We start from the raw sequence: 14,229 nt of genomic DNA, 5'->3' as shown, positions 1-14,229 counted from the left end.
GAAGTAATTTTAATTGGTCATTGGTTTTCTGATTTATAATAAACCTCAATAATTTTTAACTAATACCACAAGTTTGTTCAATCAGGCGAGCAACTTTGCTAAAAAACACAGGTTCTGAAAAATTGTTAACTGCGTGATTACGAATATTTTCATAATTCCACCTGATTCCTCCGGACTGAATTAATGCCAATTGTATGGACTCCGGTGTTTGTCTTTTAAAGAATAATCCTGTTTTACCATGGATTTGTGTATCTAGTACCCCCCCTGCTCCGTAAGCAATCACGGGTGTACCGCTAGCATTAGCTTCCACCGGAACTAATCCATAGTCTTCTAAAGCAGCAACTATCACCGACTTGGCTTTAGAAAACAACTCTTTGCGTTGAGTATCACTAACGTGTCCTAAGAACTTAATATTATTTAAAGCTTTAGCTTGTAAACGTTCTTGTTCTGGTCCATCACCAGTGATGATTAATTGCCAACCTAGCCAATTAAAAGCCTCGATGATTATATCTAGCCGCTTATAGCTAATCATTCGCGCCGAGGCTAGATAATATTCATCTTTTATATCTGAAAATAAAAAATTATTTGTATCAATTGGATAGTTAATCACAATTGCTTGTTTGTTGTAAATTTTTTCAATGCGACGAGCGACTACACTAGAATTAGCGATGTAAAGATCAGGTTCCTGGGCATATTTCAAGTCTACATTTCTCATCAACTGAAAAATTCGTTCAATTAACGGCGCAAAATATTGATAGTCCCTATACTCCCTTAAATAAGTTTCTGTATCCCACAAAAAACGAGTAACATTATGACAAAAACAAATATGTTTTGCATCCGGGCGTTTGCGTACTGCTTTAGCAAAACTAGTACTACTACTAATAATTAAATCGTAATCTTGCAGATCCAACGCTCGAAAGGCCGGAAAATATAAAGGAGCCATCAGTCGAAAATACTTGACTGCTCCAGGAATTTTTTGTAAAAACGTGGTTTTGACTATACGCTCACCCATATCAATGGTTTTATGCGGATTGTACAAAGAGGTAAAAACATCCGCCTGGGGGTAACGTTTACAAAGCAATTCAAAGACGCGCTCTGCTCCACCGCGCTGGGTTAAGTAATCATGAACTAGAGCAATTTTCATAGTTTTATCTAAATTTCTTTTTCAGGTTGTGGCAAAACTTTTCAGCAATTTGTTCTTCACAACTTTAGTGTGCAGAATGATAAAAGCCTATCCTCATGTTTTTTGTCTCTATCTACAAACCCAGACAAGTAAAAAGATGCACGCTGATTGATACCATTTCAGTACCCTTGTAGAGACATTCCCTGGAACGTCTCTACATTCTTGGTGGCGGCTGTTTATTAGTTATTAGTTCTTGGTATTAACCAACCGTGGCTAAAACTTTTTCTGATGCAAAATAAGCGTTTTGTTCAGCCCGTAGTTGGTCGCACAGTCTACCTTCAGGTAGGACTACATCATCATAAGTGAGGACTTGATCTTGAAGAATATCTCGTTTGAGACGACATCCTTCGGCTAAACCGATTGGTAGTAATTTCTGCTGTTGAACAATGTCGGAGTTTTCACACTGACCGTAGGTCATATAGTAGCCAATGCCATCTAGGGTGTCACCTGCTGTAAGATTGATTTTGGCGGTGGTGATCACGTCAACTACCGGGCCAGCTAGTGGGGATAAGACGGTATCTTGAAACAAAACAGCACGGGCCACAGACAATGGAACTTCAAAATGACAAAGGTGATAAGGTGTGTAAAAGCTATATAAAGGACCTTCACCTAATTTGTACAAATCCAGATAGTGACGTTGTTTGGGATCTTCGTGAGTTGCAAATACAAACACACCAGGGCTAGGTTTTGCCCCAACTACATAATCAACAATACCACCCAGTTGCTTTAGTTGATTAACGTCGTACATTTTGGTCATTTCATCAACATGACCAGTAAAGTTATAGCCTAGCATTCCTCTCTGGGCGACTTTCATACCAGTGGCGTTAGCAACGATCGCTTGCTCAAAGGAAATTTTAGTTCCATCAGCAAAACTAGTGACCATGTGGGCTTTTTGTCCCCAACGTTTAGCAAATCCTGCTTGGGTGGTGGGATTACGATAGGGATCTTGCAGTCCTTTAATATTACCGCACAACAACGGAGTCAGACCAATACTTTTCACAAATCGGTAGAGATTCATTTCTACCCCCGGCTGATCACCATCACAGGCGCTGAGAATTACTCCCGCTTTATCGGCGTAGACTTTCAGGATCGGGCCGATGGTAGCGTCCAGTTCAGCATTCATCATAATTATATGTTTGCCGTGGGCGATGGCTGTCATGACCACATGAGCGCCAAATTCCACCGCACCTGTAACTTCAATAATGGCATCAATTCCTTCAGCTTGGCAGAGTAATTGAGCATCTTCGCTGACTGCATATTTACCCTGAGCGATCGCCTCTTCTAGTTCAGTCACACTTGTGACAACTTGGATATTTTCTAGTCCCGCTTCTGTATAAGCTCCTTTAGCTGCATCTATCTGACGGCTAAAAATCGCCACCAACTCCATTCCCGGAACTGAATTAATAATTTGATTAGCAATTCCCCGACCCATGAAACCAGCACCAATCATTCCCACCTTCACTGGCTTTCCGGCTGCTGCGCGAGCTTGTAAGGCGCGATCAATAATAATCATTAGCTCAATTCCTTTGTTAATTAAATACTTAGACCAAATTAGGGAATATTTATCTCACATCCCTACAACCGATAGGAATCATTTCCAGCAAAGTCCAATTTAAGTCTTTTTGGGAAATTTCCGTTGTTTCTAAAGGCCATTCAATATTAAAAAACGGGTCATTATAACGTAATCCCCGTTCACAGCCTGGGGTATAAAATTCACCGACTTGATAAACAACCTCTGTTTCATCTGTGAGAGTTTGATAACCGTGAGCGAACATTTCCGGTACATACAAAGCCCGGCGATTTTCTGCGGTTAACTCCACACCAATATGTGATAAAAAAGTCGGCGACTCAGGACGCATATCAATAATTACGTCATAGATAGCGCCTTGAGTACAACGTACTAACTTTGTTTCTGGGAAAGGGGAGATTTGATAGTGCATTCCCCGCACAGTACCCTTTTTGTAATTAAAAGATATATTACACTGAGCAACTGTAGGCTTTAATCCATATGCTACAAATTCTTGGGCGCAGAAACCACGAGCGAAAAATCCACGACGGTCAGGCTTTTTCTCCACATCAACAATGAATGCGTCTTTGAGTGCAGTTTTAGTAAATATCATTGCTAGTTACGGTATAAATGTTAATGAGGTGTGTTCGTCTTTATTCAATGTTGGAATAGTAAAGGTATCATCCCAATATTGCGTGCAAAGTTCAGGTCTTTTTGGAGGGTTAGCAGTGTAAACAAAAAACAATGCCGACCGATCTTCAGCGCGGATGGTTCCATGATGTAAAATAGCTCTGGTATCAGCAATAATCACTGTACCCGCTGAACCGATACAAGATTTCCAAGCAGACTTAGAAACAATTTTTGCTACTTGTTGATCATTGATACCTAAATAACCAGATTGTCGCAGCTTACGGTTAAGATGATAGTTATTTAAATTAGGTAAACAAGTTAGAGAAAGTGGAATATATTGAAATGGTCCATGCTTTTCCTCAACATCACGCAAGTAAATGATAACTTTAATCATCCGCCGATCTTCCGAATCTTTGTGCCATAGTAATGTGCCAAAATAATCTTGATTACAAAAATCCTTACGTAAATGAACACCATGGAAAATAATCGGAAGTCCAATGTAGTTTTCAATAATGTTCAACAGTCTTTTACTTCCTCCCCATGTATAAAAATCAGGCAAATGCGTAACTGTATAAATTTGTGGTAATTTATGATTTGAATGGACATGATTTACCTTTTCCATTTCAGGTAAAAGACCTTCAGCAGCTTGCAATAATTTTTCAGTATTAGGTAATCCCAAATCAGTCAGTGTTGTGATACAAACACCCTCTTTCTTCAAAATATTAACAATTCGACCATCCCCCACTGATAATTGTGGCAATTTTCTAGAATGTTTGAGCAATGAGATTTGATAATTACATTCAGATGTAACAGCCGATAAATTTTGTTTAATCTTCTGGATCATTTCTGCCATTCCTAAAAGTTTACATAATTTTTTTCAAAGTTCACAAAATCTCCAAGTTTTAATTTATTAATTAAGCCAATTTCAAACCCAGAGATACATACAGAAGCAAAAAAGCAAACTAAAATTTTCAACGAACGTACAGGCCATCTTCGTAATCCCCCCAAAAATACTTTCCAACTGACTTCCTTTAAGTTTTGTGATATCATGCGACGGCAAAATTCTTTAGAGTATCCATTTTCTCCTAATTTGAAAATAACTTCAGGTATATGTTTGTACTGCATTAACAAGGCAGAGTCAGCTTCTTTTTGCCAATAACTCACACCAATGATACATTCTATATAAGTATCTTTGGTGACGATAACTTGACCATTGGCAGCACAATAGCCCGCTAAATAGGCTAAAGATAACCAATTATTATGAGTGTCAGGCCAAATTACTAAAGCGCGTTTTATTAAGTCGGTGCGATATATTGAAGCACTTAGGAAACTAACTGCACCGATACTTTTAGCAAAGCAATGTTCAAATATAGCCTTACCATCTCTATCACCATTTTCGCAATCAGCATCAAACCAACGATTACCAACTATTGTGGGCGGATGAACTGGTTGGTTCGTCAGTTGATTGCGACCAGAGAAATTAAGAAATAATAATGATAAGTCATCATGACTTTTTAGTTTATTTACTACATAGGCAATAGATCCATCGTCAATATTATCATCATCTCCGATAGTCCAAACGTATTTTGTCTCGGCAGAGCTTAGGCAACAAAGAATATTCCTGATTAAGCCGATATTCTCAGAGTTCTTTGTAGATTTGAAATTAATATTCTTGAGTTGATTTTGCCATTTCTTGATCACTGACTGAGTATGATCATTGGAACAATTATCAGAAACAAAAATTTCACATTCAGATTCGCAACCTCTAATAGACTGAGCTAGCCATGCTAACTGTTTATCAAGTGAATCGGCGCGATTATAAGTGGGAATGGCAATTGTGAGTAATTTAGACATGGTAAACTTTAATTGGTGAGTTGAATAGAGATTAAACTGGCAATAAAGAAATTTCTCGCTGCTGAGAATGTGCTAGCTGCATAAACTGCTGAATTTGATCAATAGTTTTTTGCTGCATATCACAGCCTTGTTCCCAGGCTTTAGTCCAATCCACAATCCAGGCTAAAGCTGTTGCTAAATCTAATTGTGGTTGCCAATTAATGTAATTTCGGGCTTTAGAACAATCCAAAGTTAATAAACTAGCTTCATGGGGTTGAATCCCACCATCTTGAATCCAGCCTGCATCCTCACCCCAGAACTTTTGAAGTTGTTCAACTACCCAAGCCACGGTTTTTACTCCCGACTCATTGGGTCCGAAATTCCAACCACCAGCATAAAGTGAACCTTGAGTAACTAATTTTTCAGCCAGCATTAAATAACCATTGAGAGGTTCAAGAACATACTGCCAAGGGCGCACCGCTTGGGGATTTCTAATCACAACTTCCTTACCAGAAAGCCAAGCATTGAGAATATCAGGAACCAGTCTGTCTTTAGCCCAATCTCCTCCGCCAATCACATTTCCCGCTCTCACACTGGCTATGGCCACCCCATGTTCCCGGTAATCATCAGAATTAAAAAATGATTGACGATAAGCTGTAGTCACTAATTCAGCACATCCCTTACTGCTGCTGTAAGGGTCATATCCCCCCATAGGATCGGTTTCCCGGTAGCCCCACACCCACTCACGATTTTCATAGCACTTATCAGAGGTAACAGAAACCACTGCTCGGACGCTGGGTACATTTCGGACTGCTTCTAATAAGTTAACCGTTCCCATCACATTCACAGCATAGGTATCTACTGGGTTGTAATAAGATTCCCGTACCAAGGCCTGAGCAGCCATATGGATAACAATATCTGGCTGGTAGGATTGCATGACTTGTTGGAGAAAATTCAAATCTCTGATATCTCCTAAAACAGATGTCATTCCATCAGCAACATGAGCTAACTCAAACAGATTAACACTTGTTCCGGGACTTAAAGCGTAACCACACACATCAGCCCCTAACATTTGTAACCACAAACATAACCAACTACCTTTAAAGCCTGTATGTCCGGTGACAAAAACTTTTTTCCTGTCCCAAAAGTTTGATTTCATGAAAAGATTTCCCCACACTCTCGTCAATTAAGAATTACCAATTACCACACTTTCCAAGGAGCCTGACCACTCTTCCAAAGTTCTTCTAGGTAGTTTTTATCGCGTAAAGTATCCATTGGCTGCCAAAAGCCACTATGTTTAAAAGCAGATAGCTGATTCATCTCTGCTAGTTTTTCTAACGGTTCTTTTTCCCAAACTGTAGCGTCATCAGCAATCAAGTTAATGACTTCCGACTCTAAAACAAAGAAACCGCCATTAACCCATGCGCCATCACCTTCAGGTTTTTCTCGAAAACTGGTGATTTTAGTTTGCTCCTGTCCTAAAGAAATTGCACCAAAACGCCCTGCTGGTTGAACTGCACTGAGTGTGGCTAAGGATTTTTGTTCTTGATGGAACTTAATTAATTCTGTAATATTGATGTTACTTACACCATCGCCATAGGTAAAGCAAAATGTGCTATTGCCAAGATGCTCGCTGACGCGCTTTAAGCGTCCACCCGTCATTGTATTATCCCCCGTATTAACTAAGGTGACACGCCAGGGTTCTGCATAACCAGAATGCACATTCATTTGGTTAAATCGCATATCAAAGGTAACATCTGACATATGTAAAAAGTAATTAGCAAAATACTCTTTAATGATGTAACCTTTATATCCACAACAAATAATAAAATCATTAATGCCGTGGGTAGAGTAAGTCTTCATGATATGCCAAAGAATTGGTTTACCACCAATTTCTACCATGGGCTTTGGTCTGATACTAGTTTCTTCACTGAGGCGTGTACCAAGTCCTCCTGCCAGAATTACTGCTTTCATAGAATTACCTTTTTGAAGATTTGCAGAGAAATTATTATTTAAATTTTTGGAGATGAAGAGGATGCACGTATGCGGGAAACTTGCCTGGGTAATATTGTCCTTTGCCTACTAAATATAGCTATTATTTTGGACAAATTGATAAAGAGGTTGTAAATGATTTTTATTTATATATAAAATATATATGAATGTTATAATTATTTTCAATTAACAACTATCCCTAAGCCAAAATGATAAGAGTATGTTTATATGTTTATAGCGAACTGTGCCTAAGTGAGTTACATTCTTAGGGGAAGCAGATGTATTAGAGCCGGAGTAGGACTTGTACTGAGCGTAGTCGAAGTTTAGTCGAAGTTTAGTCGAGGTATGCTCGCGCTACAAGACGGTCATTTACACTTGTATATCACGTGTTTAAGAAATGCTATAACTTTGTTCAGCAAAGCCTAATTAAAGCCTAATTAATACCTGTATATTGCCACATAGTAGAACTTTGTAATAGAGTAGTACATTCACTTTCTACTATCACACAGATACTGCTTAGTGCTTGTTGGTAGCTTTCTGTATCCTCTTGTTCTAAGGAAAGTTGGGCGGCTGTTCGTAAGTCTTCAATGGACTGGAGATAATTGGGATCAAAGTCTTTACCAATATATTGTGTCATTTCATAGCGGATTATCCCCCGCTTGAGATAAACTTGTGCCAATTTGCTATTTATTTTCAGTGCTTGGTTAAAATCCGCGATTACCTGTTGATATTCGGGAATAAAGTTACTGGTAAATTGTGCCATTTTGTAGCGGACTTCACCACGCTGAAAATAAGCTTCAGCTTTGGAGGCATTAAGTCTAATTGCCTGGGTAAAATCAGTAATTGCTTGTTGATAATCTTGCAGAGATTTAGCGCTATATCTAGCCATTTGAGAACGGACAATACCTCTTCTAATATAAGCTTCAGTTTCCTGATTGTTGAGTAAAAGAGCTTGATTAAAATCAGCCATGGCTAAATTATATTCCCGATCAGGGTCAGGGCTATATTCAGCTAGCATATAATGAGCATTGCCTCGGTTGACATAAGCTTTCACTTCTTCAGGTTTGATCTGCAAAGCTTGGTTATAGTCTTCCACAGCGCCTTCATAATCTTTCAAGTTATAGCGGGCGTTACCTCGGTCAATATAAGTTTTGGCACTGGTAGGTTCTGTTTTAATGGCTTGGCTAAATTTTTCTACTGCTTGCTGATAATCCTGGTTTTGGTAAGCAAGATGACCTTGTTTATAGTGATCTACAAAAGTTAAAGTATTTTCCTGTGGTTTGTCGGGAGCCATCAACGTTTGTTGAGTGTAAGCATTATGAGAAATGTATGGACGAGTCAATTTAATCGCTACATCCAAATACCCCAACAAACCAAAACCTAATAAAAACAAGATCACAGGATAAAACTTGAACTTTTTTTGACTTTGATTTTGATAAGGATAATAAGTAGGAATGGCTACTGTCTGCCAATAATTAACTTGGTACTGCGGCCTGACTGGTTGTGGATAACGTGGACGCTGGGGGTAATGCCTTTTCGGTACAATTCGCGGGCGCAGATGTTCGCGATTTTCTACTGCTCTCGGCGATGGAAAGGGATCACGTCCACCCAAGCGCAAAGTACGTTCACACCAAGGACAACTATCTAAATGGTTATTGTAGCGATGCTGGGGATTAGCAGTACAAGTAATTAAGCTATCTTCGGCTTCAGTTAAAACTGATAACCAAGTTTGGGTGCTGGGGCGTTGCTGTGGTTGATCATGACCATCTTCAAAACAACGTAAAAACAATTCTTGTAACTGGGGATGAAGCATCTCCCAAGCGGGTGCAATGGGGGTAGGGCGATAAGGGACTCGGCGCTTTTGGCTGTAGGTGAAATGTCCCGCAGCGATTCGGGCTTCATAAGGTGGTGGATCAGAAATACCCTGGAAAATTCCCGAAAATGGGTGAGTACCTTCCATTAACAACTGAAAAATCAACACCCCCAACCCGAATAAATCATGGGTGATTGTGCGATCGTGTTCAGCAAAAGTTTTATTTTGTAGTTCTGGGGGAGTAAATTCTGGTTTACCCACTGAACAACGATAAACCACATTGTCACCAGGATCATACACTTGGAAAGAGTCAGTATCTACTAAAGTCACCAGTGCTGCATCACTGACGAGAATATTTGACTCATTCACATCTCCAACGCAATATCCACTATTGTGCAAAGCAGCAAAAGCAGCAGCTAAATTGCGAGCCGTGCGGAGTAGATAGTGGTAATTAAATAATGGACAATGTTCACGACGGGTTTTAGGATTGTAAAAGTCAATGATTGGGCGCATTCCCCGAATCCGGGGCATTAAAAAACCGATAACCTCATTACCCCCATTTGTTGATCTTAACAAGTCCTGCGGCCAAGCAATGGAAATATGCCCCAAGCCAGCTGTAGGGTTTTCTGGAGGGTTGGTCAGCATGGCCTGGAGTTTGTGGGCGTGAGATACAGTTGGCTTGTGATAAACCTTGGCTACTAAATCACCACAAGTGGGTACTGCATAGATACAAGCTTCACCGCCACGCCCCAAACTCACGCTGAGGTTAATAATTTCTTGTTGGGGAAAGCAACGTAAGACCTGCATGATAATAAAATTACGGTGAATTGGGTTATCTAAAATACTTATAAACCATGATAACTGATGGAAATTTTAAGTAATTTCCTCACTCAAATTCAGCACTCAATCAAGCCTGCTAAAATGAGCGTTAGATCATCATCAGTCCGTTGGGTAATTCGCTCAGAACCTAAAAACCTCACCAACTCTTCTTTTGCCACTGTTTTGTTTTCGGCTTTCTCTACAAAGTCGAATAAAGGAAAAAAGAATGGTTTGTGAGGTTCACCAACAACCATGTTTAAGGCCAGCATTTGTAGTCCGTCGGTGAGAACGGCGATGTTGACTATAGTTTCACGCCATAATCTCATTTGTGCTGTGTCTAAGGCATGAGGCGAAGTTAAAAAAGTCGTCTCGTTGATGTATTCGCCATGGTCAGGTGTGGTCAGAGCCAATAAATTACCCATATGATCCTTGGCTACTGCTAACCCATCACCAATTTGTACAACTGCTACCATATCTGGTGTAGCAATCACAGTAATTAAAGTGGTTGCTAAATCTTGAGTCTGTTTACCACAAGCAACAGCTTCATCCTCTACCGCCTTTTTAGCTGCTAACAAGGACTCATTTAATAGTGATTGCACTATTGCATCCTCTTCTAGGGAGTCTCTTGTAATTGGTTGGTGAGCAAGGGTTTCTATTGCTGTTTCCACTGCGACCATTGCTCCCACTTTTCCTTGGCTGGCGGAACCTGCACCATCAGCGGCTGCAATGACTAACACATTATCTGGCAATATCTGCCAGTGGTGAGCATCTTGACATAATTGTTTATTTCTCATGTGGCTGGTACCACATACAGATGCGGCGACTACTTGCCAATGAGATATTTGTTTTAAGTTTGTGTTCATAGGTTTGTTCCAGGCGGCTAGGTGTGTGAGTATTAAATAGTCCCCCAGCCAATGGGTGGTAGTGCTACCTGTTCATCTACCTGGGAATGGGAAACTGCTGACATACTAGCTGACAACCAAACAAACATCTCAATAAAGTTTAGTCCTTTGAGTTTGAGGGGAGTCCGGACTGCTAATTGATTTAATCGGGTCATGTTAGCATTTTCTACACCGACTGTAAAGAAGGCAACTCTTTTATTGGCTTCATCTCCTTGCACCCGTTGCGCTGCTTGCTCTATGAGATGATCTAATTCACCCTGTGGCTCTCCATCTGTAATCATGAATACCCAAGGACGATAGTAGGCGATGCCATTGGCACGATACAAGGATTTACGCTCTTGCACCATGTCTAATGCTTTGTGAATTCCAGATCCCATGCTGGTTAACCCTTGTGCTGTCAAAATCGGCGGGTTAAATTGATCGGCGGTTACAAAGTCTTGGACAACATTAACATTACTATCAAAAGTGATGATGGCAACTTCAACTCTTCTGGCTGCTAAGGAATTTTTAACTAATTCATCCTTTAAACTCAACAAGCCTTGATTTAAGGCTTCTATTGGATCTCCTTGCATTGACCCAGATGTGTCGAGCAGTAGCACACAGGGACAACGTGGTTCGGGATTTTCTGCAAATTCAACTATTTCATCTAGTTTTAGGGTATCGTACATAACTTTTTTTCTTATGTTGTCTGCCAAGGCTTTATTTTCCTTTTTTCCAAGTATATAGTTTGGTTTCCGGAGTTTATAATACTAAAGATAAATGTTTAGGGGTGATTAGTGCAATCTTTATGAAACAATTGACTTCTTAATTGGTTCTTGTGGGTAAGTTGACTAGGGTAGTTTACATAAAATTGCTCTGACATAATGCCTGAGAATAATTAACTAAGATTAATAAAAAATATTATAGCGGTTTTCACGCTTAGTGAGGTACATCACTAACAAGCAGGATGCTTGTGTTACAAGACGATCATTTACATTTGTATATAATACAAGTCATAAAGCAATATTTTTATGATCTAATAAGGAAATTTTAGCTAAATTGTCCATTTTTATCAAAAAAAATCGAAAATATGCGTAATTTTGCCACTTTTACTACACTGCGTCCCCATAGTTTGTTAAGACACTTGTCTAGTTGTGGGGAAACTACTTGTTTACAAGCTTTTAGTAACTTAGTTACTTGGTCGATTTACTTAAAACAGGGAAGAATAACCTATGCTACCCATTCAGTGGAGCCTTTTGACCGACTAGAACGCCATCTGCATCGCCTCAGCTATGAAATTCCAGGCTTGACTAGTGAAGTTCGTCTGCAATTACGTTTGATTTTTACTCCTGACTTACACCATCAGTTGTCTAAAGATAATACTGATAGTAATCATCACCCTAATGATTATCGAGCTATTCACTGGTTAATCAATCAAGGATATTTGAATCATCAACAAGCAACATTGTTGATTCAAGAATTAGTTCAAGAAGTAATTGAATCATTTTTGTTAATCAAAACTGGTAGTTTTGCCTTAAGCGATTCTGGGGTAGAAGTGTCGGATTTATGCAGGCTGGATGTTAAAAAAATTGTGGAATGCTGTCAAATTAAATTACATAATTGGCTGTCTTTAGCACCTCATATTTCTTCACCTTATCAGCGTCCATATTTGTTTAATGCTAATATATTTCATAATTCATCCTTTAGAGATATACAGCCAAATTTAACTAACTGGAGCAAGGGTTTGAGCCTACGTCATCTGGCGGCGATGATCAATCAAGATGAAATCCAACTATCTAAAACATTACACTCTGATATTGTCAAAGGCCGAGTTATATTGCACGAACCAGATCCACCTTTTGATCAGTTACCGAGAAATGTAGATATATGGGGACAGACGAGTAAAAATATAATTCCACTATATAAGGAATTTTCAGATACTCATCCTGTCCTCACTAAATCAAATAACATTAATTATGCTTCAGAAAAAGTAACCAATGATGCGATAAATACGACAAAAATCTATAAAATTGTTTCTGTAGATGATAGCCCCACAATTCTCAAACAAATTAGCTTTTTTTTACAAGATGAAACTTTTATTTTCGTTCCCATTAATGATCCGCTCAAGTCTGTAATGTCCATTATTCGACACAAGCCAGATTTAATTTTATTGGATCTGAATATGGCAGGAATTGACGGTTACGAGTTGTGCCGAATTATTAAAAATAATCCGAGTTTTAAAAAAACTCCCGTAATTTTTGTCACGGCTTGTCAGGGAATTATTGATAAAGTAAAAGCGAGATTAGTGGGAGGATGTGGGTATTTGACTAAACCTTTTACACGTGTGGATTTATTAAAAATTATTTTCCAGCACTTGAATTGAGTGGAGAGGAAGGGTTAATTATTCTTCTTGTGGGAAAGCATGATCAATTTTGGCATCTTGTTCACCATCAACATCTGACAGGGAGGATTGAGAAATTATTACTAACTCGGTTTCTTGACCTTGACTGTTTTCCCATTCATCTAAAACATCCTTGATCAATACCTCTTGCAGCCAAATCTTAGCAACTACAGTTAAAGGGAGAGCTAAAAATAATCCTAAAAATCCAAAGAAGGTAACGAAAAATAGTTGGGATATTAACGTTACAGCCGGTAGCAGAGAAACTCGATGTGCCATGACGGTGGGAGTAACTAAGTTGGCATCAATTTGTTGAATCACCAAGTAGAGAATAAATACTAGTAGAGGTTTCCAGGGATTATCTAACAACGCGATCGCCATAGCTGGGATTAAACTTAATGTCGGTCCCAAGTTAGGAATTAAGTTGAGAAATCCTGCTAAAACCCCTAAAGCTAAAGCTGCTTTCACACCCAACAAAGATAAGCCAATTACACTCAATATTCCCACTACACTCATAGCAATAAATGCCCCTGTGATCCACCCCTCTAATGAGAGTTCGCATTTATCCAAAATTCCGTTAATTCTGCTCCGGTAAAATGAGGGAAACAAACGAATAAATAATCGCCGATAAGCTTCAGGTTCAGCTAAGAACATCCCCGTTAATACTATGACTAATAAGGTTTTGACTAGAACTTCTAAGGAACTGGAAACAAAAGCGAAAGAGTTTCCTAATATTTGATTGAGAAAAGGTTGTGCTTGTTCAATGAGGCTATTAAGATTTGGCAGATAGGGGAGTAATTGAGCGGGAATAAGGCTTTCTAGTTGTGCCAGCCAACGATTAAAAAGAGCAAAACCTTGGGGAACCCGATAAGTTAATTCTTGAAACTGCTGTACAAAAGGCGGCACAATCAGCCATAAAAAACACAGGATTCCTACTAATAAACTAGCCACAGATAGAAAAATAGCCAAGCCATGTTTGACTCCTAAGCCTTGAATACGTTTTGCTAATCTATTTAAAGTAGAAGCTAACACAACTGCGGCAAATATCAGTAACAGTACCTGGCGAATTTGCCATAAAATATATAAGGACAGAACTATGGCGATTAAGCCGATCCATTGACCAAGGTTCACAAGCTGACCCTCAACTGTGTAATTCCTATTCCCTTAGCTGAT

The 14,229-nt window shown here is 39.2% G+C and carries 12 protein-coding genes; 1 reads left to right on the top strand and 11 read right to left on the bottom strand.

Going from position 1 to position 14,229, the window contains the following annotated elements:
* Positions 1 to 55: 55 nt before the first annotated feature.
* The 10 genes from NWP17_RS14495 to NWP17_RS14450 form a co-directional block, all read right to left on the bottom strand.
* Positions 56 to 1,144 (bottom strand): glycosyltransferase, encoded by a 1,089-nt coding sequence (locus NWP17_RS14495; RefSeq protein WP_280655599.1) that lies wholly within the window; start codon positions 1,142 to 1,144, stop codon positions 56 to 58.
* Positions 1,145 to 1,382: 238 nt separating this feature from the next.
* Complete coding sequence (locus tag NWP17_RS14490) at positions 1,383 to 2,696, bottom strand: NAD(P)H-dependent oxidoreductase (protein ID WP_280655598.1); 1,314 nt, start codon at positions 2,694 to 2,696, stop codon at positions 1,383 to 1,385.
* A gap of 49 nt (positions 2,697 to 2,745) precedes the next feature.
* Positions 2,746 to 3,303, bottom strand: coding sequence for a dTDP-4-dehydrorhamnose 3,5-epimerase (gene rfbC / locus NWP17_RS14485; RefSeq protein WP_280655597.1), 558 nt, complete (start codon positions 3,301 to 3,303; stop codon positions 2,746 to 2,748).
* A 6-nt stretch (positions 3,304 to 3,309) separates the two neighbouring features.
* Positions 3,310 to 4,173 (bottom strand): phytanoyl-CoA dioxygenase family protein, encoded by an 864-nt coding sequence (locus NWP17_RS14480; protein WP_342394013.1) that lies wholly within the window; start codon positions 4,171 to 4,173, stop codon positions 3,310 to 3,312.
* A gap of 2 nt (positions 4,174 to 4,175) precedes the next feature.
* Positions 4,176 to 5,174 (bottom strand): glycosyltransferase family 2 protein, encoded by a 999-nt coding sequence (locus tag NWP17_RS14475; protein WP_280655596.1) that lies wholly within the window; start codon positions 5,172 to 5,174, stop codon positions 4,176 to 4,178.
* A gap of 31 nt (positions 5,175 to 5,205) precedes the next feature.
* The gene (gene rfbG / locus NWP17_RS14470; protein WP_280655595.1) at positions 5,206 to 6,312 is read right to left on the bottom strand and encodes a CDP-glucose 4,6-dehydratase; all 1,107 of its coding nucleotides are present in this window, start codon (positions 6,310 to 6,312) and stop codon (positions 5,206 to 5,208) included.
* A 41-nt stretch (positions 6,313 to 6,353) separates the two neighbouring features.
* Positions 6,354 to 7,127 (bottom strand): glucose-1-phosphate cytidylyltransferase, encoded by a 774-nt coding sequence (gene rfbF / locus NWP17_RS14465; protein ID WP_280655594.1) that lies wholly within the window; start codon positions 7,125 to 7,127, stop codon positions 6,354 to 6,356.
* A 451-nt stretch (positions 7,128 to 7,578) separates the two neighbouring features.
* A complete protein-coding gene (locus tag NWP17_RS14460) occupies positions 7,579 to 9,765 on the bottom strand; it encodes a tetratricopeptide repeat protein (protein ID WP_280655593.1) in 2,187 nt (728 codons plus the stop codon).
* An 89-nt stretch (positions 9,766 to 9,854) separates the two neighbouring features.
* A complete protein-coding gene (locus tag NWP17_RS14455) occupies positions 9,855 to 10,640 on the bottom strand; it encodes a PP2C family serine/threonine-protein phosphatase (RefSeq protein WP_280655592.1) in 786 nt (261 codons plus the stop codon).
* Between the two features lie 32 nt (positions 10,641 to 10,672).
* Positions 10,673 to 11,347: a vWA domain-containing protein gene (locus tag NWP17_RS14450; RefSeq protein WP_280655609.1), complete on the bottom strand. Its 675-nt coding sequence runs from the start codon at positions 11,345 to 11,347 to the stop codon at positions 10,673 to 10,675.
* Between the two features lie 401 nt (positions 11,348 to 11,748).
* On the opposite strand from NWP17_RS14450, the gene NWP17_RS14445 reads away from it, so the two are divergent.
* Entirely contained in the window at positions 11,749 to 13,041 is a 1,293-nt protein-coding gene (locus tag NWP17_RS14445) for a response regulator (protein ID WP_280655591.1), read from the top strand.
* 18 nt (positions 13,042 to 13,059) lie between these two features.
* Here NWP17_RS14445 and NWP17_RS14440 read toward each other — a convergent pair whose 3' ends face one another.
* On the bottom strand, positions 13,060 to 14,187 hold the full coding sequence (locus tag NWP17_RS14440; RefSeq protein WP_280655590.1) for an AI-2E family transporter: 1,128 nt from the start codon (positions 14,185 to 14,187) through the stop codon (positions 13,060 to 13,062).
* Positions 14,188 to 14,229: the final 42 nt, after the last annotated feature.

The sequence above is a fragment of the Chrysosporum bergii ANA360D genome (genome assembly GCF_029891735.1).
In the GTDB taxonomy this organism is placed as follows: Bacteria; Cyanobacteriota; Cyanobacteriia; order Cyanobacteriales; family Nostocaceae; genus Umezakia; species Umezakia bergii.
This window is presented reverse-complemented; position numbering and strand designations above follow the sequence as displayed.

Coding starts and splice junctions, on each gene's coding strand:
- rfbC (WP_280655597.1), bottom strand. CDS start 3,303: ATGATATTTACTAAAACTGCACTCAAAGACGCATTCATTGTTGATGTG.
- NWP17_RS14475 (WP_280655596.1), bottom strand. CDS start 5,174: ATGTCTAAATTACTCACAATTGCCATTCCCACTTATAATCGCGCCGAT.
- NWP17_RS14455 (WP_280655592.1), bottom strand. CDS start 10,640: ATGAACACAAACTTAAAACAAATATCTCATTGGCAAGTAGTCGCCGCA.
- NWP17_RS14450 (WP_280655609.1), bottom strand. CDS start 11,347: ATGTACGATACCCTAAAACTAGATGAAATAGTTGAATTTGCAGAAAAT.
- NWP17_RS14480 (WP_342394013.1), bottom strand. CDS start 4,173: ATGGCAGAAATGATCCAGAAGATTAAACAAAATTTATCGGCTGTTACA.
- NWP17_RS14445 (WP_280655591.1), top strand. CDS start 11,749: ATGCGTAATTTTGCCACTTTTACTACACTGCGTCCCCATAGTTTGTTA.
- NWP17_RS14495 (WP_280655599.1), bottom strand. CDS start 1,144: ATGAAAATTGCTCTAGTTCATGATTACTTAACCCAGCGCGGTGGAGCA.
- NWP17_RS14460 (WP_280655593.1), bottom strand. CDS start 9,765: ATGCAGGTCTTACGTTGCTTTCCCCAACAAGAAATTATTAACCTCAGC.
- rfbG (WP_280655595.1), bottom strand. CDS start 6,312: ATGAAATCAAACTTTTGGGACAGGAAAAAAGTTTTTGTCACCGGACAT.
- NWP17_RS14490 (WP_280655598.1), bottom strand. CDS start 2,696: ATGATTATTATTGATCGCGCCTTACAAGCTCGCGCAGCAGCCGGAAAG.
- rfbF (WP_280655594.1), bottom strand. CDS start 7,127: ATGAAAGCAGTAATTCTGGCAGGAGGACTTGGTACACGCCTCAGTGAA.